21 protein-coding genes and 1 tRNA gene are annotated in these 21,802 nt (G+C 35.1%); 17 read left to right on the forward strand and 5 right to left on the reverse strand.

Going from position 1 to position 21,802, the window contains the following annotated elements; translation table 11 throughout:
• Positions 1-14: 14 nt before the first annotated feature.
• Positions 15-176: a DUF3787 domain-containing protein gene (locus THYS13_RS11720; protein ID WP_065214144.1), complete on the reverse strand. Its 162-nt coding sequence runs from the start codon at positions 174-176 to the stop codon at positions 15-17.
• Between the two features lie 155 nt (positions 177-331).
• On the opposite strand from THYS13_RS11720, the gene THYS13_RS11725 reads away from it, so the two are divergent.
• Complete coding sequence (locus THYS13_RS11725; protein WP_042834682.1) at positions 332-736, forward strand: DUF1284 domain-containing protein; 405 nt, start codon at positions 332-334, stop codon at positions 734-736.
• Positions 737-744: 8 nt separating this feature from the next.
• Here the strand turns inward: THYS13_RS11725 and THYS13_RS11730 are convergent, their stop codons facing one another.
• Genes THYS13_RS11730 through THYS13_RS11745 form a run of 4 tightly spaced genes read right to left on the reverse strand, consistent with a single transcriptional unit; the run spans position 745 to position 4,174 of the window.
• On the reverse strand, positions 745-1,605 hold the full coding sequence (locus tag THYS13_RS11730) for an ABC transporter permease (RefSeq protein ID WP_042834683.1): 861 nt from the start codon (positions 1,603-1,605) through the stop codon (positions 745-747).
• A complete protein-coding gene (locus THYS13_RS11735; RefSeq protein WP_042834685.1) occupies positions 1,602-2,504 on the reverse strand; it encodes an ABC transporter ATP-binding protein in 903 nt (300 codons plus the stop codon). The genes THYS13_RS11730 and THYS13_RS11735 overlap by 4 nt, the downstream gene beginning before the upstream one ends.
• Before the next feature lie 4 nt (positions 2,505-2,508).
• Entirely contained in the window at positions 2,509-3,669 is a 1,161-nt protein-coding gene (locus tag THYS13_RS11740) for a DUF2275 domain-containing protein (protein WP_042834686.1), read from the reverse strand.
• 4 nt (positions 3,670-3,673) lie between these two features.
• Positions 3,674-4,174 carry an RNA polymerase sigma factor SigX gene (locus tag THYS13_RS11745; RefSeq protein ID WP_042834687.1) on the reverse strand — a complete coding sequence of 167 codons (501 nt, stop codon included), beginning with the start codon at positions 4,172-4,174 and terminating at the stop codon, positions 3,674-3,676.
• 158 nt (positions 4,175-4,332) lie between these two features.
• Here THYS13_RS11745 and THYS13_RS11750 point away from each other — a divergent pair, with 158 nt between their 5' ends.
• From THYS13_RS11750 to THYS13_RS11825, 16 genes are all read left to right on the forward strand, one after another.
• Entirely contained in the window at positions 4,333-5,274 is a 942-nt protein-coding gene (locus THYS13_RS11750) for a DMT family transporter (protein WP_042834801.1), read from the forward strand.
• 220 nt (positions 5,275-5,494) lie between these two features.
• A complete protein-coding gene (locus THYS13_RS11755; RefSeq protein ID WP_042834688.1) occupies positions 5,495-6,022 on the forward strand; it encodes a class I SAM-dependent methyltransferase in 528 nt (175 codons plus the stop codon).
• Positions 6,023-6,090: 68 nt separating this feature from the next.
• A tRNA-Glu gene (locus THYS13_RS11760) sits at positions 6,091-6,165 on the forward strand.
• Positions 6,166-6,311: 146 nt separating this feature from the next.
• Positions 6,312-8,657 (forward strand): stage II sporulation protein E, encoded by a 2,346-nt coding sequence (gene spoIIE / locus THYS13_RS11765; protein WP_042834689.1) that lies wholly within the window; start codon positions 6,312-6,314, stop codon positions 8,655-8,657.
• A 161-nt stretch (positions 8,658-8,818) separates the two neighbouring features.
• A complete protein-coding gene (gene tilS / locus THYS13_RS11770; protein ID WP_042834690.1) occupies positions 8,819-10,195 on the forward strand; it encodes a tRNA lysidine(34) synthetase TilS in 1,377 nt (458 codons plus the stop codon).
• A 25-nt stretch (positions 10,196-10,220) separates the two neighbouring features.
• Complete coding sequence (gene hpt, locus THYS13_RS11775) at positions 10,221-10,766, forward strand: hypoxanthine phosphoribosyltransferase (protein WP_003867797.1); 546 nt, start codon at positions 10,221-10,223, stop codon at positions 10,764-10,766.
• 71 nt (positions 10,767-10,837) lie between these two features.
• Positions 10,838-12,673 (forward strand): ATP-dependent zinc metalloprotease FtsH, encoded by a 1,836-nt coding sequence (ftsH, locus tag THYS13_RS11780; RefSeq protein WP_042834691.1) that lies wholly within the window; start codon positions 10,838-10,840, stop codon positions 12,671-12,673.
• Positions 12,674-12,845: 172 nt separating this feature from the next.
• On the forward strand, positions 12,846-14,228 hold the full coding sequence (locus THYS13_RS11785; protein WP_042834692.1) for a PAS domain-containing sensor histidine kinase: 1,383 nt from the start codon (positions 12,846-12,848) through the stop codon (positions 14,226-14,228).
• A gap of 25 nt (positions 14,229-14,253) precedes the next feature.
• Positions 14,254-15,921, forward strand: coding sequence for a formate--tetrahydrofolate ligase (locus tag THYS13_RS11790; protein ID WP_042834693.1), 1,668 nt, complete (start codon positions 14,254-14,256; stop codon positions 15,919-15,921).
• A gap of 20 nt (positions 15,922-15,941) precedes the next feature.
• On the forward strand, positions 15,942-16,307 hold the full coding sequence (locus THYS13_RS11795) for a hypothetical protein (protein WP_042834694.1): 366 nt from the start codon (positions 15,942-15,944) through the stop codon (positions 16,305-16,307).
• 121 nt (positions 16,308-16,428) lie between these two features.
• Positions 16,429-18,108 carry a methylmalonyl-CoA mutase gene (locus THYS13_RS11800; RefSeq protein ID WP_029689208.1) on the forward strand — a complete coding sequence of 560 codons (1,680 nt, stop codon included), beginning with the start codon at positions 16,429-16,431 and terminating at the stop codon, positions 18,106-18,108.
• A gap of 12 nt (positions 18,109-18,120) precedes the next feature.
• Positions 18,121-18,522: a cobalamin B12-binding domain-containing protein gene (locus THYS13_RS11805; RefSeq protein ID WP_042834695.1), complete on the forward strand. Its 402-nt coding sequence runs from the start codon at positions 18,121-18,123 to the stop codon at positions 18,520-18,522.
• 1 nt (position 18,523) lies between these two features.
• Complete coding sequence (gene meaB, locus THYS13_RS11810) at positions 18,524-19,459, forward strand: methylmalonyl Co-A mutase-associated GTPase MeaB (protein WP_042834696.1); 936 nt, start codon at positions 18,524-18,526, stop codon at positions 19,457-19,459.
• A 21-nt stretch (positions 19,460-19,480) separates the two neighbouring features.
• A complete protein-coding gene (gene mce, locus THYS13_RS11815; RefSeq protein WP_042834697.1) occupies positions 19,481-19,882 on the forward strand; it encodes a methylmalonyl-CoA epimerase in 402 nt (133 codons plus the stop codon).
• Between the two features lie 99 nt (positions 19,883-19,981).
• The gene (locus THYS13_RS11820) at positions 19,982-21,532 is read left to right on the forward strand and encodes an acyl-CoA carboxylase subunit beta (protein ID WP_042834698.1); all 1,551 of its coding nucleotides are present in this window, start codon (positions 19,982-19,984) and stop codon (positions 21,530-21,532) included.
• Between the two features lie 12 nt (positions 21,533-21,544).
• Positions 21,545-21,802 (forward strand): sodium pump decarboxylase subunit gamma, encoded by a 258-nt coding sequence (locus THYS13_RS11825; RefSeq protein ID WP_042834699.1) that lies wholly within the window; start codon positions 21,545-21,547, stop codon positions 21,800-21,802.

Raw genomic sequence — 21,802 nt, forward strand, 5'->3', positions numbered from 1 at the left:
TATGCCCGGAATCGTTATTTTTTGTTTTCTTCTACCCATTCTTTTGCATTTATTACCTCATTTTCACTTGGGATAGGCACATTTGATTGTTCTTTTACATTTTGTATATTTGCCCAGGAAGCAGTTTTGTGATTTTCTATTGGCACTTTGTGAGGTTTTTTTGGTTTTTTAATCATACAATCACTCCTTTAAATGTATTATTTTCTATAATTGAAGAAATTATGACTTTATTGTGATAAACTGAGGGATGTAAATTTCTTTTCTTTCTTAGGTTACAGTTCAAATTAGCAGTATAATTATTGTTGTAATCCTGGGAAGAGGAGAGATTGAAATGGAGATAAGAGGACATCACTTTTTGTGTGTGTTGGGCTTTAGAGGGCTTGGTTATGATGAAAAATTTGTTAAAAATATGGATGAAATTATTAGAAAATTGAATAATGAACATGATATGTTGATAAAAGCTGTGGATAGTGTGGATAACATTTGCAGCATGTGTCCAAACAATGTAAATGGAGAATGTACAGAGGAAGAGTATCCAGGAAGTGTAAAAGGGAAAGATAGGGCAATTTTAGAAGTTTTAGATATAAGGCCAGGGGAGATATTGAGCTATAGGGAAGTCACAAATAGAATTAAAGAGAAAATGACGGAAGAAAAAATGGAAAAGATATGCAGTAACTGTCAATGGTTTGGTCTGGGTTATTGTTTAGAAGGGCTTAAAAAGTTAAAAGGTGGCTGAAGCCGCCTTTATAAGTCTCTTTGTGAAAAGCGCTTTGCACCGTAATAGAGGAGAAACACCACGTAGAAGAAGATGTATATAAACATGTAAATACTGGGTTGGGACATGCCCCCAAAGAAACCTTGTGTCATGAAGCTTATTCCGCTGCTTTTTGTAAGAAGGACTGCTATCATTTTCCTGTATATCACATCGGTGGGGAGTATGAGGCTTGTAAGTATGCCAGCGTTAATCAAGCTTTCTCCAGAATTTGAGGCTAATGTTCCTGCCGTGCCTTGCTGGATTGCATATCCAATTTGCTCTAAAACTCCTCCAACAAGGGCAATTCCATAGGCCATAATGGCGATTATTCCTGTGTTTACAGTAGAAAAAATTGAGCTTGAAGCGATTATAAGAGCTAAAAATACAATAGGGCCTAAGTCAAAGAAAAAGAGACCTTTTAAAATGTTATCCCACCCGAAATTTATTTTAGAGCCAAACCAAATGTTCAAACCTATTACAGACAAAAACATGATGGAGCTGTATATTACAATCATAGCGCCTAAGCCTATAAATTTCCCCAATACCAGTTCATATCTTTTTATAGGTTTAGACAAAATAGAATATATAGTGCAGCTTTCTATTTCTCCAGATATGGCATTTACAGACGTCAAAACCACGAGGAAAGCTACTATAAAGTTTGCAAAGAAAAGACCAGCAGATAAAATTTGTGATTCAACTATTATGTCGAATATAGAACTTGCGGGGCGATCAAATATTCTGCTCAATCCAAAAGCGTATATGGAAAGGTAGAGGAGGGATAAGATAGAGACTAATAAAAAAGCCCGTTTTTTTAGCATCTCTTTAAAGGTGTATTTTATTATAGTTGTCATGAAACCTCATCCTTTCCAATCAAATTTATGAATAAATCTTCCAGCGAAGAAGTTTGGGTATTTAATTGATACAGCTTGGCACCGGCTTCTACCACCATTTTGGCTATAATTGGTATTTTTTCTCTGTCTTCTACTTTAAAAGAGATCTTACCTTCTTTAAACTGAAATTCTTTTGATAGGCGAGAAATTTTTTCAATCAACTCTGGGGTGTAGTCTGATATAATCATTTCTACATAGGTTTGTTTTTTTAATAAATCCTCCAGTTTACCTTGCGCTATTACTCTGCCGTGATTTATTATAGCTACTTCATCGCACACCATTTCTACTTCACTTAATAAGTGGCTGTTTAAGAAGACGGTTTTGCCTTGCGATTTTAATTTTTTGATGATTTCTCTTACTTCAATTCTACCAACAGGGTCAAGGGCTGAAGTAGGTTCATCCAAAAAAACTATTTCAGGGTCATTTAAAAGGGATATTGCAATGCCAATCCTCTGCTGCATTCCTTTGCTGTAATTTTTGATGAGTTTATTTTCATGGCCTTTTAATTTTACCAATTCTAAAAGCTCCTCAATTTTTTTATCTGGATTTTTTATTCTATGAAGCTCTGCATGAAATTTTAAAAGCTCTTTTCCTGTCATCCAGTCGTGATATCTGAAATTTTCAGGTAAAAATCCTACTTTTTCTCTTGATTCTACACTGCCTATGGGTTTTCCCAAAATCCATGCAAAACCAGAGGTGGGGTGCAAAAACCCCACCATGGTTTTTACAAAAGTGGTCTTCCCAGCACCGTTTGGACCTAAGAATCCAAACACCTTTCCTTTATCAATAAAAAGAGTTACTTCTTTAAAACCGCCTTTTCCGTTAAACTGCTTTGTGAGATTTTGTGTCTCTAGAACCATTTAATCACCTCATTGAATTTGCAATTTGCATCAGTGTATTTATTGCCTCTTCCTTTGTAAGGGAATTCTTATTGTCTCCTGTAGGATTTGGCCAGATTGTGAGGTTGTACATCACTCCATTTTCAGTCCATCCCAAAGTTACAAAATAAGGTCCGGATTTTTCAACAATTAGAATGCCTTTATTTCCTCGAATGGTTATTTCCTTAGTTTCAGTGTTGTTCTCCATAGGCATCGGTATTGGCAATGTCTCTTTCCAGTCAGTTACACTGGCGATTTGCCTTTTTATATTTTCAGGTAAAAATGGAAGGTTTGCCAGAGCATCAATTACTTTATCTACATTTACCCCTTCTGGTACCACTATTTCCGGGGTTTTTACTATGTCAAGGACAACTTGGACTTTTTCACTGCCTTTTTTCTGTAAATCCATACCAAGTGTTTTACCAAAATTTATAATAATGGGTTTTCTGTCAAGTTCTTTTGGGAAAAGGTGGGTACCACCAAATGTTTTAATGAGGTCATTTATTTTGTCGACTTTTAATATAAACTCTAAGCCTTCAATTTTTGAGGTGTACGCATGCTTTATTTCAAAATTTTCATCTGCTGGAAGTTTTATTTCATATCCGAGTTCAGATTTTACTTTGTCAAGCTCATCAGGAGAAATTTGACGCCCTTCTGAAGAACCGTCTTTTATAATCTCTCCATAGTCTTTAAGGCTTATATTTTTTATGCCTCTGTCATAGAACTGATTTTGGATTTGCGTCATATCCTCTGGTGTTATTGTTATAACCTGCATCTTATTTAGCCTGAATATGTTTAAAAGTTTGGCTTCTGCATTTTTAAGTGGCGGGAAAAAGGCTGAGGCGCCTATAAATGCTACTATCAAAGCAGCGGCAATGGCCTTTTTGTACTTTGTAAACAAGTATACCACTCCCTTTCTTTTATTATTTTCTTTGCCCAATTTTTCATTAAAGGCCATCCACGCTTCATTCAAGTCTATATTGGAAGTTTTTAAGGCATTTGCTGTAAATTCATTTATGAACTTTAGCTCTTCTAATTTTTGCCTACATGTGCTGCAGGTTTTTACATGCTCTTCTATATTTTTTGAGGTAATTTCATCTAATTCTCCATCTAAATATGCCTGAAGAGTTCCTTCATCGTAGCACATCCTTTCACACCTCCTTTTCGTATAATTCCTTGAATTTTTTCTGAGCTCTTGCAATGGTTGTTCCTACGGAGGATTTTTTAATTCCCAAAGCGACTGCTATTTCTTCATAACTGTAACCTGAATGCTTAAGTATTAAACACATCATGTCTCTTTTGTTCATTTTTAATAGAACTTCTTTCACCTTTGACTTTTCAAAGTTCTTTATAGCTATTTCTTCGGGGTCTTCCAAAAGTTTTTCTTCATTCTGCTGGAAGGCTTCTATTTCTCTTACTCTTGCGCTTCTTTCTGTTCGAAGATAGTTTAATGCATGGTTCATGGCCACTTTTGAAAGCCAACCTCCTATATTTTCATTGTGCCGGGGAGGCTTTTTTAAGAACTTTATGAATACCTCCTGCGCAATGTCCTCTGCTTTAAATTCATCTTTTACAATCCAGGATATCTGTTTTAAAATTTTTGGATAATACCTTTCAAAGATATCTTTGAAACTCTCCTCTATTTTTAACACCTCCCCTGTCTCTTTTCACTAATAATAACACATCTAAAATCAATTTTGTGACAAAACTTTTCAGACAAGAGGAACCGTCCCCTTTGTCTGGGTTTTATTTTTTGGGGGAAGTGTTATATAATTATATTCGGTGCTTTAAAAAAGGCGGGGGTGTTAAATTGGAAAGGATAAAGGCCTATTATCCTTATTTAGCAGGAATAGGAATGGCATCAATTTTTGGATTTTCTTTTATGTTTACCTCTATGGGGCTTGATGTAGTTTCTCCTATGGAGCTTATAGCCTATCGTTTTTTACTTGCAGCATTTATGATTACTCTTTTGTGGATATTTGGAATTATTAAACTTAATTATAGAGGGAAAAATCTGTGGCCATTGTTTTTATTGTCTCTATCAGAGCCTGTTGTGTATTTTATATTTGAAACATATGGTGTAAAATATACATCCTCTTCTCTTTCTGGCTTGATGATAGCTTTAATTCCTATTGCTGTTACCGCTTTGGCGGCGGTATTTTTAAAAGAAAGGCCTTCTTTGTATCAGCTTTTTTTTATTCTTTTGTCTGTTACAGGAGTTGCTTTTATAATTTTTATGACAGGTGTTGAAAGCCGTAATACGTCAATTATAGGTTTTGTATATCTTTTAGGAGCAGTCTTATCTGCAGCTTTTTACAGTATTTTAGCAAGGAAGTCTTCTTTAGAATTTTCACCTATTGAGATAACCTTTGTCATGATGTGGTTTGCCGCAATTTCTTTCAATTTTTTAAATTTAATTGATAGATTAGCAAAAGGCTATCCTATTTCTGACTATTTCAGGGATTTAACTGATTACAGAGTACTTATTCTTGTGTTATATCTAGGTGTTTTATCTTCTGTTGTAGCGTATTTTTTAAACAATTACGCTCTTTCAAAATTGCCTGCATCTCAAGCTTCAGTTTTTGCAAATTTGACCACAGTAATTTCGGTAATAGCGGGGATCACCATACGACGTGAAGCTTTTTATTGGTATCATATAATAGGAGCTATTATGATATTGATAGGAGTATGGGGGACAAATTATTTTGGAAAAGTGTCTCAACCGATTATTTCTTCACAAGAAACACACTGAAATTCTGTATTTACATTACATAGAGAATGTGATATACTTTTAACGTAACCCTATACCATACGGGGGCATATATTAGTCCAAAAAGGATGCGGTATAAAAATACCGCATTTATTATAGAGGAGTGATTTTATTAGTACTTTAATTAGTATAGCATGTTTTTGCGTTTTATTAAAGTACAAAAAGAGAGATAATAAATAAAAAAAGTTTTTGAGGTGAAACTATGGAGAGGGATGTAAAAGAAGCTGTGGAAATGTTAGGCAGAGGAAGTGGAAAAGCTCTTGATATTGGTACAGGACGGGGACGAATGGCAGCCGCTTTGGCTGAATACGGATATCAAGTCGTGTCTATTGATGAGAGCAAAGATGCTTTAAAAAGAGCAGAAGACCTTTTGAAAGAAAGTGTAACTTTGGAAAATATTTTGCTACTTCAGGGAGATGCTCACAATCTTCCATTTTTAGATGAAACTTTTGAGGTTGTGGCTACATACAATGCCATGCATCACATGAGGGATTATAAAAAGGTACTGGATGAGATGGTGAGGGTCTGTAAAAAAGGCGGTAATATTCTTATATCCGAATTAAACGAATATGGGAAGAAAGTTGTCGCTGAAAGGCATAAGAAAAGAGGAAGCCATCATGAAGCAAATATAAGCATTGAAGATATTGCAAAGTATTTAGAAATCGAATATGCTTTAATAGGAGAAATAAAACAGGGAGAGAGTACAGATATTTTTATATCCAAAAAATGACAATTATTAAGGAAAAATTTATCGTTGACAAGACATGAAAATATGATAAAATAAGTAATGTCTTTTGTGGCCCCGTGGTCAAGAGGTTAAGACACCGCCCTTTCACGGCGGCAACACGGGTTCGAATCCCGTCGGGGTCACCATTTAAGTTAAGAAATAAAATGTCGCACAAAGGTGCGACATTATTTTTTATGTCGAAAGAAAAATTACATATATAGCAAAAATTAACAAATAAAACCATCACCATGATGCTATAATTTAGAAAAAAACAAGAGGTGGTGGTTTTTTTATGCAAAATATAAATATTTTACCTTATAAAAGAGTTATAAAAACTTCCTTGACAGAAAATACTCAAAAAAATATTTATAAAAATATTCAACAGATTATATTATTGTCAGTTATAAGCTTTTTTATAGGGCGAGCTGTTATTTTCAATAGTCTTTTGCCTTTCGGCATTGCTTTTTTTGCAACCCTTTTAATGTATAAAAAGCGATATCTTTTAACAGGAATAGGAGTATGGTTGGGAATATTAACTTTACCCAATGTCAATAGTTTTAAATACCTTTTAGCACTTGTTTTGATCTTTTTATTAGAAGGGTTTCTAAAAATTAAACCTCAAAATATTATTAAAACCTCTTTCATTACTTTTATTTCTCTTTTTAGTGCAGATCTTATATTCAGCTATATTTATGGCTTTTTGCTTTTTGACATTATGATGAGCCTATATGAGTCTGTCACTGCAATGTTAATGGTTTTTATTTTTAACCACGCTGTTTCATTTATTTTGAATATAAACAGAAAAATTGTTTCCAATGAAGAGTTGATATCTTTGAGTATATTTATAGGGCTATTTATTCTAGGAATGAATCATTTGAATGTGTGGAAATTTACTCTCAATGGGATATTAGGGATATTCATAATACTTTTAGCCTCTTATATAGGTGGGGCTGGAGTAGGAGCAAGTATCGGCACAACTATGGGGCTTCTTGGAGGCTTATCTTTTTTCCAAATGCCAGTCTCCATAGGGCTTTTTGGATTTGCAGGCTTGTTGGCCGGTAGTTTGAAAAAATTGCATAAAATTGGAGTTATTATAGGCTTTTTAACTGCCATTTTTATTATTACATTTTATGTAACTTCAACTGTGGATATGATTGTAAATCCTTATGATATTGTGTTAGCTTCTTTAATGTTTGCAGCACTTCCTAAGAAGTACATAGTAAAGGCTGAGGAAATAGTAAAGGGTAATAAAAATTTAAACAACAGAAATTACAATGAAAAATTAAAAGAAGTAGTGACAGGCAAACTTAAAGAGTATTCTCAAGTATTTGAAGAGCTCTCTAAAAGTTTTAAACAGGTAAATGAAAAGGTATTAGACCACAAAGATATTTCTTATTTGTTTGAGGAAATTGCCAATAAGACCTGTACTCAATGTATCATGTATAAAACTTGTTGGGATAAGGAGTTTTACAATACTTATAAAAGCATGTTTGAGTTGATAGAACATCTTGAAAAAAATAGTAGTATTGAGGACAATAAACTGTATAGAAAATGTATAAGATTTTCTGAACTTATGAGCACAACTAAATATTACTTAGGCATTTACAAAATAAGCATGCAGTGGAGAGAAAGGCTAAAAGATGCTAAAGGACTTATTGCTACTCAATTAAAAGGAGTTGCTGATGCAATATCTAATATGGCTAGTGATATTAGCATGAATGTCACTTTTAAAGATGAATTAGAACAAATAATGATGGTAGAATTGGACAAAAAGGGCATACCTGTAGAGGATGTGCTAATTTATGACACAGGAGACGAAAATTTTAACGTAAAAATATATAAAAAGGCATGTTTTGCTAAGGAATGTGACAAAAAGATTGTCCCTATTGTATCTGAAATTATGGGGGAAAGATATGAGAGAAAAAGTAGGTTATGCTCTATAGACCACAATGGAAGATGTGTACTTACTCTTACAAAAGCAGAGAGCTTGCAAGTCTTAACGGGGATAAGCAGAGTTAGCAAGTCAAAAGCCAAGATTTCTGGAGATACTTATTCATTTATGGACTTAGAAGATGGAAAATATATGGCAGCTTTAAGCGATGGAATGGGGATTGGATATAAAGCGGCTGCAGAGAGCACTACTACCATTTCTTTGCTGGAGAAATTTATAGAGGCAGGCTTTGATAAACATTTAGTTATTCAAACATTAAACTCTATTTTGGCTTTGCGGTCTGCAGAAGAAATGTTTTCTACTGTGGATATAATGTTTCTGGACAAGTTTACTGGAGAAGCAGAATTTATAAAAATTGGCTCTTGTGCTACCTTTATAAAAAGAGGGAATGAGGTTGAGATTATAGAATCCAGTTCTCTGCCCATTGGCATTTTGGAAGATATAGAGGCAGATATACATGAAAGAAAATTAAAAGATGGAGATTTTGTGATTTTAGTCACTGATGGAGTGTTGGAGTGTTTTGAGAAGGATAAAGAAATAGAATTTTCAAGGTTAATCAGTGAAATCAAGACGAGAAATCCTCAGGATATGGCAGATGCGTTAATGAAAAAATGTTTGGAATTATGTAATAATACTCCAAAGGACGATATGACAATTTTGGTTTTAAAGGTATGGAAGAAAATATAAAAGTTAATAAATTGGAATAACCCTTCCACAATGTGGAAACAATATATCGAGGCGATTAAAGGAATACTTTTGTGGAGGGGTTTTTTGGGTTTGATTTAAAAAGGAGGATATTATATAATCATTATATAACATGAGTATATATCGCTATAAGGGGTTAAGAAATGATTGATAAGGTTATTTCAACAATTAGAAGGTATAAAATGATTGAGACAAATGATAAAATTGTAATGGGGGTTTCCGGTGGACCTGATTCTTTGTGTATGCTGGATATTTTATACAATTTAAAAGATTTATTTAATCTTAAGTTGTATGTAGTACATGTTAATCATATGATAAGAGGAGAAGAAGCTAAAAGGGATGCGCAATTTGTTGAAGATATGTGCCGCAAATTGAAACTCCCATTTTTTTTATTTGAAAAAGATGTAAAAAAAATAGCCAAAGAAATGGGATATTCGGAAGAAGAGGCTGGTCGATATGTGAGGTATCAGGCTTTTGAGGAAGTATTAAAAGAAGTTAAGGGTAATAAAATAGCTGTAGCCCATAATAAGAACGACGTAGTGGAAACAGTTTTTTTAAATTTAATAAGAGGTTCTGGAATGGCTGGCCTCATTGGAATAAAACCGGTAAATGGAAATATAATAAGGCCTCTCATTGAAATAGAAAGGGAAGAAATAGAGAATTACATCAAGGAAAAAGATTTAAAGCCGGTAATAGATTTTACAAATTATGAAGATTTATATAAGAGAAATAAAGTAAGACTTAAATTAATTCCCTATATAAATGAAACTTTTGAAGTAGATATAATAGAGAATATCTACAGGATGGCAAAAATTATTTTAGAGGAGAATGACCATTTAGAAAAAGAGTGTGAAAAGATTTTTAATGAGGTTTGCTATTTTAATCGAGAGGAAATTTTTGCTGATATAAAAAAACTGAGGGCACAGCATCCAGCTATTCAGCGACGCTTAGTTAGGCTTATGTACCAAAAATTAAAAGGAGATATTTATGGATTAGAATACATCCATGTAGAGGATGTTTTAAGCCTTTTAGACAAACCAACTTCCTCAAAAATTGATTTACCCTTTGAAATTGAGGCTTTAAAAAGCTATAATAATCTTATAATGAGAAAAATAAAAGAAAAAGAGGCCAAGACTTTTTGGGCAAAATTAAATATTCCTGGAATTACTAAGATATGTGGTGTTGGGCAATTTAAAACTACCGTTTTAGGGATTGAAGAAATAAAAAAACTTAATATAGGAAAATACACGAAATTTTTTGACTATGATAAAATACAGAAAGATGTGGTAGTTAGAAATAGGCAAGCAGGGGATATTTTTTCTCCTCTTAACCTGGGAGGGAGTAAAAAATTAAAAGAATTTTTTATTGACGAGAAAATACCCCGCGAAATAAGAGATAGCATTCCTTTATTAGCCATAGACAATGAAATTGTGTGGGTTGTAGGTTATAGAATGAGTGATAAATTTAAAGTAGATAAAAATACAAAAAATGTCCTTGTGATAGAGTATACCAAAGGATAAAATAAAAAAGAAGGAGGTTAAATTTATGTCGAGTCCAACACAAGATATACAGGAGATTTTGATTACGGAAGAGCAATTAAAAGAAAAAGTGAAAGAGTTAGGACAAATAATTACAAAAGACTACCAAGGTAAAGACCTTGTCCTCCTTGGGGTTTTAAAAGGAGCAATAATGTTTATGGCAGACTTATCTCGAGCAATAGATTTACCTTTATCAATAGATTTTATGGCAGTCTCCAGTTATGGTTCTTCTACTCAGTCTTCTGGAATAGTAAAAATAATTAAAGACCATGACATAAACATTGAAGGAAAAGATGTGCTCATAGTCGAGGATATTATAGATAGCGGTTTAACACTTTCTTATTTAAGAAAGACTTTATTAGAAAGAAAACCTAGAAGTTTAAAAATTTGCACTATTTTAGATAAACCTGAAAGAAGAGAAGCAGACGTTAAGGTAGATTATTGTGGATTTAAAATTCCTGACAAATTTGTAGTTGGTTATGGATTAGATTTTGATGAAAAATACAGAAATCTCCCATTTATAGGGGTTTTAAAGCCAGAGCTGTATAAATGATTTGGTTTTTTAAAGGAGATATGATATTATAGATTAAAAGTAGTTGGACTTGTTTGAAGGAGGGGCCTTATTTGAACGATAATAACAAGATAATTAGAAGCATGGTGCTCTATTTATTAATATTTATAGCTATTTACGCAATGGTACAATTGTATTCTCAAAGCGCCGAACCAATAACCGATATTGATTACGGACAGCTAATAAAATACATTGATGCCAATCAAGTAAAAAGCATTACCCTTGTGGGTAATGATGTTAAAGGTGTATTAAAAAATGGTACCGAGTTTAAGAGCCGTGTACCAGATGTAACTAACTTTATGAGTTTTGTAAATCCTTACATTTTACAGGGGAAACTGGATTTTAAAAGTGAGCCGCAAGTAGGCCCGCCATGGTGGGTACAAATGCTTCCTTCTCTCTTTTTAATCGTAATTTTCATCATATTTTGGTATATTTTTATGCAACAGGCACAAGGTGGGGGAGGAAGCAAAGTGATGTCTTTTGGCAAAAGCAGGGCCAGGATGATTACAGACAAAGATAAAAGAGTAACTTTTAATGACGTGGCGGGAGCAGATGAAGAAAAAGAAGAACTGCAAGAAATTGTTGAATTTTTAAAATATCCCAAAAAGTTTCTTGAGCTTGGAGCCAGAATACCTAAAGGGGTTCTTTTAGTGGGGCCTCCAGGTACAGGAAAAACGCTCCTCGCAAAAGCTGTAGCAGGAGAAGCGGGAGTACCATTTTTTAGCATAAGTGGTTCTGATTTTGTGGAGATGTTTGTCGGTGTAGGTGCTGCGAGAGTTAGAGATTTATTTGATCAAGCTAAAAAGAATGCACCTTGTATTGTTTTTATTGATGAAATAGACGCGGTAGGAAGGCAAAGAGGTGCGGGTTTAGGTGGCGGGCATGATGAAAGAGAGCAAACACTAAATCAGCTGTTAGTTGAAATGGATGGTTTCAGTGTCAATGAAGGTATAATTGTGATTGCCGCAACAAACAGGCCAGATATATTAGACCCTGCACTACTGCGACCAGGAAGATTTGATAGGCACGTTACTGTTGGTATTCCTGATATAAAAGGAAGAGAAGAAATTTTGAAGATACATTCAAGAAATAAGCCATTGGCTCCAGATGTATCATTGCAAGTACTGGCACGAAGAACTCCTGGGTTTACTGGGGCCGACCTTGAAAATCTTATGAATGAAGCGGCACTTTTAGCAGCAAGGAGAGGGCTTAAGCAGATAACTATGGCAGAATTGGAAGAAGCTATAACGAGAGTAATAGCAGGACCTGAAAAGAGAAGTAGGATTATGTCTGAGAAAGACAAGAAATTGGTGGCATATCATGAAGCAGGGCATGCTGTTGTAGCAAAGCTTTTGCCAAACACTCCTCCTGTCCATGAGGTAACGATAATTCCGAGAGGCAGAGCTGGAGGCTATACTATGCTTCTTCCCGAAGAAGATAAATATTACATGTCAAAATCTGAAATGATGGATGAGATAGTTCATCTTTTAGGCGGACGTGTGGCAGAGAGTTTAGTGTTAAATGATATAAGTACAGGTGCACAAAATGACATTGAGAGAGCTACAAATATTGCAAGAAAGATGGTTACAGAGTATGGCATGAGTGAAAGGTTAGGACCCATGACTTTTGGTACTAAAAGTGAAGAAGTGTTTTTAGGGCGGGATTTAGGAAGAACAAGAAATTACAGTGAAGAAGTAGCTGCAGAAATTGATAGAGAGATAAAGAGAATAATTGAAGAAGCGTATAAAAGAGCAGAATCATTGTTAAAGGGAAATATTGATAAACTTCACAGAGTAGCAAAAGCTCTTATTGAAAAAGAAAAGCTTAATGGAGAAGAGTTTGAAAAAGTCTTTAGCGGAGAGGATATAGAAGGGGTGCAGTTTGCATAAAATACCAAATAATGTATAAGTCTTTGGACTTATACATTATTTTTTTAAAAATTTTTAGTTAACAATAAAAAAATTATTGATAAGAAGGAGGATTTTTCTACTTTAATGTCTAATTATATTAGTGGGACTAAGGTTTTTGAACAAAAGATAAGGGAGATAAAGGGGGACAGTCATGAAAGTGAACAAAGCTTTTGCTACAGATAAAAATTCCTTGCAATGGATATGCAACCTTTTAGATAATGCACACGATTTTTTTGTCTTAAAAAATTTAAATGGTAAGGTAGTTCATGTAAATAAAAGACTTCTTGAAACATTAGGCTATTTCGCTGATGAGATAGATGATTATGATTATTTTTTTTACCATATAATAAAATACAAAGAAGTAGGGCCATACGAAGATGGTCTTATCATAGAGCTTACGGCAAAATACAATATAAAAATGTCTTTTAGTATAAGATTTAGTCCTATAGTTAACAGTGGTGGTGATAAAGTAGCTTTTTTGGGGTTTGTGAAGTTGCGAAGCTATTGTAAAGGAAAAGCTGAAGATTATTTTAACTTCTTCAAATATCCAACTGACGTAATGGATATGACAGAGGAAGGTGTTGTGATAGTTGATAATAGGTTTAACGTGGTCTATGTGAATAACAGGGCATGTGAATTATTTGGCCTTAAATATACAAAATTCATAAATGCAAAGTTTATGGACATTATAAAAAAATACAAACCGGATGCTTCAGAAAATAATTTAATTAACGGAGAAAAAATTGTAATTCCATCGAAAGGCAGTTTTGACGAAAGAGTGCTTTTGCTTAAGTATGGGAAATTAAACAGTGGGCATTGGAAAACTATTATTGTGAAAAATATAACTGAAGACTTAAAATATCAAAAATTAATTGAGCAAACGGAAAAATACACAATTGCTGGTGAATTTGCTGCCACAACTATTCATGAAATAAAAAATTCTTTAACTTCTATAAAAGGCTTTATACAACTTCTACAAGCTAAACATAAAGAAAGTTCTACTTACTATGAGACTATTTTAGACGAAGTGGACAGAGTATTAGCTTTAATAAAAAATTACCTTGGTATAGTCAGAAGCAATGAAGAAGGAGAAACTGAAATAGACATAAATAGCGTTATAAATCAATATTTACTTCTTTTTGAAGCAGAAACTGTTCGCAAAAAAATTAAAATAGAAAAAAGGTTTGGTGATGTTCCTCCTATAAAAATGGACAAAAATCATCTTAAGCAGCTTATTTTAAATATAGTTCAAAATTCTCTTCATGCCATTGGGGAGAATGGTAAAATAATATTAGATACAAGATACTACCCTCTTAAAAAGAGGATAGTAATAAGAATTGTTGATAATGGAGGTGGTATAGAGAAGAAATATTTAAAAAAAGTTATTGAGCCATTGTTTACAACTAAAAGAGAAGGAACAGGCCTGGGACTTGCAATTTGCAAAAGTATTGTAGAATTGTACAATGGTGATATTAAAATTTTTAGTAAAAAAGGTAAAGGTACACTTGTAAAAATAATTTTGGGTGAGAGATAAAAATAAAAGCTGGAGGGGAAAATTTATGAAATCTGATATTGAAATAGCTCAAGAAGCGAAAATGCTACATATAAGGGAGGTTGCAAAAAAGTTAGATATTGAGGAAGACTACCTAGAATACTACGGCAAGTATAAAGCAAAAATTTCTCTTGCATTATGGGAAAAAATAAAGCACAGGAAAGATGGTAAGCTTATTCTTGTCACAGCGATAACTCCCACCCCTGCAGGCGAGGGTAAGACCACACTTACTGTAGGATTAGGTCAAGCTCTTGCCAAAATAGGTAAAAAAGCCATGATAGCCTTGAGGGAGCCCTCATTAGGACCTTCTATGGGAATAAAAGGTGGAGCGGCTGGGGGAGGATATTCTCAAGTTGTACCTATGGAGGACATAAATTTACACTTTACAGGAGATTTACATGCGATTACTGCTGCTCATAATCTGCTAGCTGCTATGATTGACAATCACATCCATCATGGAAATGAACTTAATATTGACATAAGGACTATTACATGGAAAAGAGCTATGGACATGAATGATAGGGCTTTAAGAGAAGTAATAGTAGGACTTGGAGGAAAAGCAAATGGATATCCAAGACAAGATGGTTTTATAATAACTGTGGCGTCGGAAATAATGGCAATTTTGTGTTTATCACGAGACCTGATGGATTTAAAAAGAAGAATTGGCGACATAATTGTAGCATATGATAAAGATGGCAATCCTGTAACTGCAAAAGATTTAAAAGCCGATGGAGCTATGACAGTCTTATTAAAAGATGCTATAAAACCTAATTTAGTACAGACGATTGAAAACGTTCCAGCATTTGTTCATGGAGGGCCTTTTGCAAATATTGCTCATGGATGCAATAGCTTAATTGCCACTAAATATGGTTTAAAATTGGCGGATTATCTTGTAACAGAGGCAGGCTTTGGTGCAGATTTAGGGGCTGAAAAATTCTTTGACATAAAGTCAAGGTTTGGAGGACTAACACCAAATGCAGCCGTCATAGTAGCGACTGTAAGAGCTTTAAAGATGCATGGGGGAGTTAAAAAGGAAGATTTGCAAAAAGAAGATGTGGACGCAGTAAGAAAGGGAATTGAAAATCTTGAAAAGCAAGTTGAAAATATAAAAAAATTTGGAGTGCCAGTTGTTGTAGCCCTTAACAAGTTTGTCTTTGATACAGAAAGAGAAATTGATGAAGTGAGAATTGCCTGCGAAAAAATAGGAGTAGATATGGCGGTAGCGGAAGTGTGGGAAAAAGGAGGAGAGGGCGGAATAGAGTTGGCTGAAAAAGTTGTGAAAGCTTGTGAGATACCTTCCAACTTCCACGTTTTGTATGATGAAACACTTCCAATTAAAGATAAATTGCACATAATTGCAACAGAAATATATGGAGCTGATGGAGTAGAGTATACTGCTTCTGCTCTTAAAGATATAGCAAACCTTGAAAGACTAGGCTTTGACAAGATGCCAATAGTTGTGGCAAAAACTCAATATTCTCTTTCAGATGACCCAAAACTTTTAGGACGTCCGAGAGGATTTAAAATAACAGTAAGAGAACTGAGAATTTCAAGAGGTGCAGGTTTTATTGTGGCTTTGACAGGTGATATAATGACAATGCCAGGCCTTCCAAAGCATCCGGCAGCAGAAAATATAGACATTGATGAAAACGGAAGAATAACAGGACTGTTTTAAGGGAGTGTAGATGAAAGTAGATGAAAAAAGAAATATTAGATATACAAAATTTGTCACAGGCGAAAAAGGAACTTAGCCAAATAAAAGCTGAAGAAATTTCTGTAGATATTATGGCACCAAAAGCCGTTTTCAGGGTTGTCAAGCTCTTTGATGTACATCCAGCAGCTGCTAACATAATAAAACAGGAGATGCTAGCTATAGGAGGAGAAGCAGCTGTAGCAAGAGGTTGCGTAAATATGAGTGTTGAAAAATCTGACGTTATTATAATGGGAACATTAAGACAATATCAAAGGCTTTTGGCAAAACTTAAGATGCAAAAGGGCTATTTTGAGCTTAATGAAGTTGTAGAAGAATTAGAAAGTGTTATTGAGGAAATGACTAGATAGGCGGCGAAGAGGTCTTCTCTTTGGCCGCTTTTTTATAGAAAAAAATTTCAAATGAAAAGGTAAACATTTGTTAAAAATTTGTGTTATAATGTAAAAGGGGAAAATCAAAGGAGGGTGTTATATGATTGACAAAAAAAAATTAGAGGAAATAAAAAACAAAAAGGAAGAATGGGAAGTTAATCAAAGACAAAAGGTGGTATCTAAATTTCCAGAGAGGAAAAAAGAATTTAAAACCTCGTCTGGGATAGAGATTAAGGAGATTTACACCCCTTACGATATAAGTGATATAGATTATCTCGAAAAGATTGGCTTTCCAGGAGAATATCCTTATACAAGAGGCGTACAGCCTACTATGTATAGAGGCAAATTTTGGACTATGAGGCAATATGCAGGATTTGGAACTGCAGAAGAGTCGAATAAAAGGTTTAAATATCTTTTGTCGCAAGGCCAAACAGGTTTGAGCGTAGCTTTTGATTTACCTACACAGATAGGCTATGATTCTGACCATCCAATGGCAGAAGGAGAAGTAGGGAAAGTAGGAGTAGCCATAGATTCACTTTATGACATGGAAATTCTCTTTGATGGCATTCCCCTTGACAAAGTCAGTACTTCTATGACTATTAATGCGCCTGCTGCAATACTTCTTGCGATGTATATTGCAGTTGCAGAAAAGCAAGGGGTATCTCCAGATAAGTTGAATGGGACTATTCAAAATGACATTTTAAAAGAATATGTAGCTCGTGGAACTTATATTTTTCCGACAGGTCCTTCTATGAGGCTTATTACTAATATTTTCGAATATTGTTCCAAGTATGTTCCTAAGTGGAATACTATAAGTATAAGCGGTTATCACATAAGAGAAGCAGGAGCCACGGCAGTGCAAGAAATAGCATTTACTTTGGCTAATGGCATAGCTTACGTGGAGGCGGCTATAAAGGCAGGTCTTGATGTAGATGAGTTTGCTCCAAGATTGTCATTTTTCTTCAATGCCCACAACGATCTTTTCGAAGAAGTTGCAAAATTTAGGGCGGCAAGAAGAATGTGGGCAAAGATAATGAAAGAAAGATTTAACGCGAAAGATCCAAGGTCAATGATGATGAGATTTCACACTCAAACTGCGGGTTCTGCTCTTACTGCTCAACAACCTGACAACAATATTATTAGGGTTACTATTCAAGCTTTAGCAGCAGTTTTAGGGGGTACTCAGTCGTTACACACGAACAGCAGAGACGAAGCTCTTGCTCTTCCTACAGAAGATTCTGTGAGAATTGCCTTAAGGACGCAGCAAATTATTGCTTATGAAAGCGGTGTTTGTGAGACTCCAGATCCATTGGCCGGAAGTTACTATGTTGAAAAATTGACAGATGAAATTGAAAAGAGGGCTTTTGAATATATAAAGAAAATTGACGAATTAGGAGGAGCGGCAAGAGCTATTGATTTGGGATATATACAAAAAGAAATACAAGAAAGTGCATATAGATATCAAAAAGAAATAGAATCTGGTGAAAGAGTAATAGTAGGGCTTAACAAATTCCAAATTGAAGAGGAGCCGCCAAAAGGGCTTTTAAAAGTAAACCCTGCTGTAGAAGAATTGCAAAAACAAAAAATCGCTAAAGTAAAAGAAATGAGAAACAACGCCAGTGTGAAAAAGACTTTAGAGGCCTTAAAAAAAGCTGCAGAAGGAGACGACAACTTGATGCCTTGGATATTAGATGCAGTAAGGGAATATGCGACATTAGGTGAAATTACAGATGTGTTGCGTTCTATTTTTGGGGAATATCAGCAACAGATTATACTGTAAAGGAGGATAAATATGGAAAGACCTATAAGAGTATTAGTGGCAAAGCCGGGATTAGACGGTCACGACAGGGGAGCAAAAGTAATTGCAAGAGCTTTAAGAGATGCGGGAATGGAAGTGATATACACGGGACTTAGGCAAACACCCGAACAAATTGTAGAAGCAGCCATTCAAGAAGACGTAGATGTTGTAGCTTTAAGCATTTTATCTGGTGCCCATAACACTTTATTTCCTAAAATAACAAAGCTTTTAAAAGAAAGAGGAGCAGATGACATATTAGTAATAGGTGGCGGAGTTATACCAGAGGAAGACATACCTTTTTTGAAAGAGCATGGAATAGCGGAAATTTTTACACCCGGCACTCCCACTTCTGCTGTTATTGAGTATATAAAAGAACATGTCAATAGGGCGGTATAAAATGCGTGATATTGAAGAGCTTTTGTTAAAAGGGGATAAAAGGGCTATTGCCAGAGCTATAACTTATGCGGAAAACTATGAGGATAAAGCCAAAGAGATAATAAAAAGGCTTTATACTAAGTCTGGTAATGCTTATATTATAGGCATTACCGGACCGCCGGGTGTTGGTAAGAGCACATTGACAGACAAATTAATTAAAAATTTAGTTGATGTAGGTAAAAAAATAGGAGTAATAGCAGTAGACCCCACTAGCCCTTTTACAGGGGGTTCACTTTTAGGAGACAGGATAAGAATGCAGGATTTATCTCAGCATCCTAATGTTTACATAAGGAGCATGGGGACGCGAGGACATCTTGGAGGGCTTTCTAAAGGGACTTACATGGCAGCGAGAATTTTAGATATAGCCGGCATGGATTACATTTTTATAGAGACAGTTGGAGTAGGTCAATCGGAGATAGACATAATCAAAATTGCTGACACTGTGGTGATGGTTTTGGCTCCTGGACTTGGAGATGATGTACAAGCTATAAAGGCGGGGATCATGGAAATAGCAGACATTTTTGTGGTGAACAAGTGCGACAGAGAAGGAGCAGACAAAACAGTCGTTGAGCTTAACATGATGTTGGATTTGGATGAAAAGAAGAAATGGAGACCACCTGTGGTAAAAGTGATTGCACAGGAGAACAAAGGAATTGCTGACCTTATTGATCATATTACCCAACATAAAAGCTATTTAGAAGAAAGTGGGGCTCTTCAAAAGAAAAGAATTGAGAGGTTGAAAATGGAGATAATTGAAACTGTAAAGAATAGGATAATGAAGAATGTTTTTGACAAGATTCAAGAGAGGGAATTCATATCTAAATTGCAAGAAGTGATAGACAAAAGGATAGACCCGTACACTTTTGCAGATGATTTATACAAGGAAATTTTTAATTAAATGTTGTAAGGAGGTTTTAAGATGATTAAAAAGATTGACCATATAGGGATTGCTGTTAAAAGCATTGAAGAAGCAGCAAAGTTTTATAGAGATGTCCTAGGCCTTGAAATAAAAGGAATGGAAGTAGTAGAAGAACAAAAAGTAAAGACAGCTTTTATTCCTGTAGGTGATAGTGAGATAGAACTTTTAGAGTCTACCTCCGAGGATGGTCCTATAGCCAGGTTTATAGAAAAAAGAGGAGAAGGTATACAACACATTGCCCTTCAAGTAGATAATATTGAAAAAACTTTAGAAGAGCTAAAACAAAGGGGGGTCAACTTCATTGACGAACTACCTAGATATGGAGCTGGTGGTGCCAAAATAGCTTTTGTACACCCCAAAAGCACAAATGGAGTACTTTTAGAACTTTGTCAAAGGGATTAAATTTATTGTGCAGTTGGAAAGTATGTGGTATATTATTTAGTAGGTACTAATAATAACTGCTACTATTAAGTTGCAGTGAGGCTATAAGGAGGAAATTTTATGAGTGTCCATGATATGATAGAAGAGCTAAAAAGAAGAAAAGAAAAAGTTTTGGAAGGTGGAGGGGCTAAAAGAATAGCTGCTCAGCACGAAAAGGGAAAATTGACTGCAAGAGAGAGAATACATAAGCTTCTTGACAAGGACAGTTTTGTAGAAATAGACCCTTTTGTAGAGCATCGGTGTTATGACTTTGGGATGGAAAAGCAAAAATATTTCGGAGAAGGGGTTGTAACAGGCTACGGAACAGTAGATGGAAGGTTAGTATATGTATATGCACAGGACTTTACTGTATTAGGTGGTTCATTAGGAGAATATCATGCAAAAAAAATAACTAAAGTGATGGACATGGCAATGAAGATGGGAGCACCTATAATAGGTCTTAACGACTCAGGAGGTGCTCGCATACAAGAAGGAGTAGATGCTCTTTCAGGTTATGGAAACATATTTTACAGAAATACTTTAGCCTCCGGCGTTATACCGCAAATATCGGTAATAATGGGACCGAGTGCTGGTGGAGCCGTATATTCGCCGGCATTAACAGATTTTATTTTTATGGTAGATAAAACCAGCCAAATGTTTATAACAGGTCCACAAGTTATAAAAGCTGTAACTGGAGAAGAGGTTACTCCTGAAGAATTAGGAGGCTCAATAACTCACAATAGGCTAAGCGGTGTTGCTCATTTCAGGGGTCCAAATGATGAAGAAGTTCTAAAGATGGTGAGGAATTTGTTAAGTTATTTACCTTCTAACAACTTAGAAGATCCTCCACAATACGAGACAGGGGATAATCCCAATAGAGTTTCTCAAAGACTTATGGAGATAATTCCAGGCAATCCCAATAAGCCTTATGACATGAAAGAATTAATAAGAGAAATAGTCGACAATGGAGAATTTTTAGAGTCACAGGAGATGTACGCAGAAAATATCATCACAGTTTTTGCAAGACTTAATGGAAAGACAATAGGAATTGTTGCAAATCAGCCAAGAGTATTAGCAGGAGTACTTGACATAAATGCTTCTGACAAAGCGGCTAGGTTTATTCGCTTTTGTGATGCTTTTAATATTCCTATACTTAGTATAGTGGATGTGCCTGGATTTTTGCCAGGGACAAATCAAGAATATGGTGGGATAATAAGACATGGGGCGAAAATGCTTTACGCTTATTCTGAGGCAACTGTTCCTAAGGTTACTTTGATTGTAAGGAAGGCTTACGGTGGGGCTTATCTTGCTATGTGCAGCAAAGACTTAGGAGCTGACATAGTGTTTGCATGGCCTACGGCAGAAATTGCGGTCATGGGACCAGAAGGAGCAGCAAACATTGTATTTAAAAATGAAATCAATGAGGCAGAAAATCCTGCAGAAGTGAGGCAGCAAAAGATAAATGAATACAGAGATAATTTTGCAAATCCATACAGAGCTGCAGCTCGTGGCTATGTAGATGATGTAATTCTTCCTTCTGAGACAAGGCCAAGGCTCATATCAGCTTTTGATATGTTATCTAGCAAAAGAGAGAGTCGGCCTCCTAAGAAACATGGCAATATACCTCTATAAGGTGGTGTTTTTATGGAAAGTTTTTTGGATTTTTTGAAAAAAACCTTTAATAGTAAAGAGGAAGAAGAAGTAAAGAATGAAGAAAAAAAAGACAAAAGTGGAGAAAACGAAGAAGAAATTGAGCTTGTTGCTGCGATTACAGCCGCGATAGCTTTATATTTACAAGCCGATGTTAGTGGTTTTTACGTAAAATCTATAGTGAGACTTCCAGAGACTGCTCCCGTTTGGGCTAAAGTAGGGCGGCAGGAGCAAATGAGAACAAGATTGTAA

Source organism: Thermoanaerobacter sp. YS13 (assembly GCF_000806225.2).
Lineage (GTDB): Bacteria > Bacillota > Thermoanaerobacteria > Thermoanaerobacterales > Thermoanaerobacteraceae > Thermoanaerobacter > Thermoanaerobacter uzonensis.

Bases quoted from the DNA above. Each gene is read 5' to 3' on its own strand.
- spoIIE (WP_042834689.1), top strand. From the start codon at position 6,312: ATGCAAAATATAAATATTTTACCTTATAAAAGAGTTATAAAAACTTCC.
- THYS13_RS11800 (WP_029689208.1), top strand. From the start codon at position 16,429: ATGATTGACAAAAAAAAATTAGAGGAAATAAAAAACAAAAAGGAAGAA.
- THYS13_RS11740 (WP_042834686.1), bottom strand. From the start codon at position 3,669: ATGTGCTACGATGAAGGAACTCTTCAGGCATATTTAGATGGAGAATTA.
- tilS (WP_042834690.1), top strand. From the start codon at position 8,819: ATGATTGATAAGGTTATTTCAACAATTAGAAGGTATAAAATGATTGAG.
- meaB (WP_042834696.1), top strand. From the start codon at position 18,524: ATGCGTGATATTGAAGAGCTTTTGTTAAAAGGGGATAAAAGGGCTATT.
- THYS13_RS11725 (WP_042834682.1), top strand. From the start codon at position 332: ATGGAGATAAGAGGACATCACTTTTTGTGTGTGTTGGGCTTTAGAGGG.
- THYS13_RS11790 (WP_042834693.1), top strand. From the start codon at position 14,254: ATGAAATCTGATATTGAAATAGCTCAAGAAGCGAAAATGCTACATATA.
- THYS13_RS11805 (WP_042834695.1), top strand. From the start codon at position 18,121: ATGGAAAGACCTATAAGAGTATTAGTGGCAAAGCCGGGATTAGACGGT.
- THYS13_RS11735 (WP_042834685.1), bottom strand. From the start codon at position 2,504: ATGGTTCTAGAGACACAAAATCTCACAAAGCAGTTTAACGGAAAAGGC.
- hpt (WP_003867797.1), top strand. From the start codon at position 10,221: ATGTCGAGTCCAACACAAGATATACAGGAGATTTTGATTACGGAAGAG.
- THYS13_RS11730 (WP_042834683.1), bottom strand. From the start codon at position 1,605: ATGACAACTATAATAAAATACACCTTTAAAGAGATGCTAAAAAAACGG.
- THYS13_RS11785 (WP_042834692.1), top strand. From the start codon at position 12,846: ATGAAAGTGAACAAAGCTTTTGCTACAGATAAAAATTCCTTGCAATGG.
- THYS13_RS11795 (WP_042834694.1), top strand. From the start codon at position 15,942: ATGAAAAAAGAAATATTAGATATACAAAATTTGTCACAGGCGAAAAAG.
- THYS13_RS11720 (WP_065214144.1), bottom strand. From the start codon at position 176: ATGATTAAAAAACCAAAAAAACCTCACAAAGTGCCAATAGAAAATCAC.
- THYS13_RS11825 (WP_042834699.1), top strand. From the start codon at position 21,545: ATGGAAAGTTTTTTGGATTTTTTGAAAAAAACCTTTAATAGTAAAGAG.
- THYS13_RS11755 (WP_042834688.1), top strand. From the start codon at position 5,495: ATGGAGAGGGATGTAAAAGAAGCTGTGGAAATGTTAGGCAGAGGAAGT.
- THYS13_RS11820 (WP_042834698.1), top strand. From the start codon at position 19,982: ATGAGTGTCCATGATATGATAGAAGAGCTAAAAAGAAGAAAAGAAAAA.
- mce (WP_042834697.1), top strand. From the start codon at position 19,481: ATGATTAAAAAGATTGACCATATAGGGATTGCTGTTAAAAGCATTGAA.